The sequence below is a fragment of the Bradyrhizobium sp. sGM-13 genome, assembly GCF_018398875.1.
GTDB lineage: Bacteria > Pseudomonadota > Alphaproteobacteria > Rhizobiales > Xanthobacteraceae > Bradyrhizobium.
Window position 1 is genome coordinate 1 of sequence record NZ_JAGWDK010000134.1, and the last position, 1491, is coordinate 1491.

Consider the following 1491-nt stretch of genomic DNA (forward strand, 5'->3'; position numbering starts at 1 on the left):
TCCGACCATGGCGCCCAGCGCGATGTCAGTGAGGCGTGACAGCCCGCGCCACATAACGGTATTGCCGGGCGGCGGATCGCTGGCGCGGGCGAGATAACCGCCGAGCCGGGCAATCTTGATCAGATAATGCGAGAGCGTTTTCTGTCTTCCTTTTGGTTTGTCGTTGACGAGGCGATCGAGCACGCCGATTTCAGTCGCAGTCAAGGCGAGGGTTGGCGGCGCGTCTGGGGCGGAACGGTTGAGCATCGTCATCCAGAAGACCCGCCAACTTAGGATGCAAAAGAGCGCGATCAGATTGGTCAGACGCTGGGCGGTCCTGAGCTTCGACTCTTCAGCTTTGCAGCCCGATTTGAGGATCTTGTGGAACACCTCGATCTTCCATCTCAAAGCATACCACTCGAGCTTCTCAATAGCGTCCGTGCGGGAACCAACAGGCAGGTCGGTGATCAGCTTCCAATCGATCTTCTTTCTGTTCTTCGGGGTCCCGCGCTCTTCGGCATGGATCACCGTCAGGGTCAGGGCGGGATAGCGCTTCTGCTTTCCGATCGGCGGCAGGACGCGAATCTTGCGATATCTGATCTCAAGAACGGCCTGGTCGGGATCGCCGTTGCTATCTCTGACTTCGAGGCGATGCAGCCTTTTGACGGCGACTTCGTCCATTTCGTCGGCGATCGTGTGATCCCCATCTCCAGCCAAGCGGTCGACGCAGGTCCTGATCAGGAAATGAGTTCCGACCTCTTGTGCTGCGCAGAAGAGCTCGTAGATGTCACTCTCGCGATCACCGATATGGATGCATCGTCCCGGATGATCCAAGAGCTGCGTAGACTGCTTGAGATTTTCCAACCACCGGACGCTTTCCTTTTTCTCGATGGGAATCCGGGTCGGATTGATCTTCTTTTTAAGCGCTGCCGTCCCCTTGAATTTCTTCCGGGTCCAGAACTTAACGGCCGCCAACCCCAGCGGCACCCCCTCGATTGTAACCGCGAGGCTCGAATGCATCAGGATGCCGCAAACCGTGTGCGATCTGAGGCGGCCCGCCTTATCCCGTCCACTGTTTATGCTCTTGGTGATGCCGATCGCTCCTGACTTCTCGCGTTGATAGCTGAACTCGGTTGTGTCATGCAGCACAAGAACGAGACCTTCAGCGGCGGCGGCACGATCACGTGTCGATTGGAAGTGGCCGGCCAGAATGTCCGCTTCGCTGACCCGCTCATTGGAGAAGAAGCGATAGGCTGCCTTGGTATTTGCCCAATCCTGGCAGACGAGCGGAATGCTTTGTCCCATGGCGCTTCCAATCTGCGTGAGCAGTTTGCGGAATCTGCCGCCGAGCCGCGCGTCCCTAAAGCCGCATCCACTACTCTCTCGATCAATCCAACATTCACCTTCCAAGGACCGGTAACAGCCTTTTGCCGATCGATCCCTTAATGTCAGCCCCATAGAGCACCCCCTCGCGAATCAGGTGCTCAGAAAGGAATCACAAGTGATTCTTTC

1 protein-coding gene is annotated in these 1491 nt (G+C 57.0%); it reads right to left on the minus strand.

Translation table 11 applies throughout. The features are described from left to right. Window positions 1-1437: IS4 family transposase (locus KJQ96_RS38435; protein WP_213291150.1), on the minus strand; the 1437-nt coding region annotated here is incomplete at its 3' end. Window positions 1438-1491: the final 54 nt, after the last annotated feature.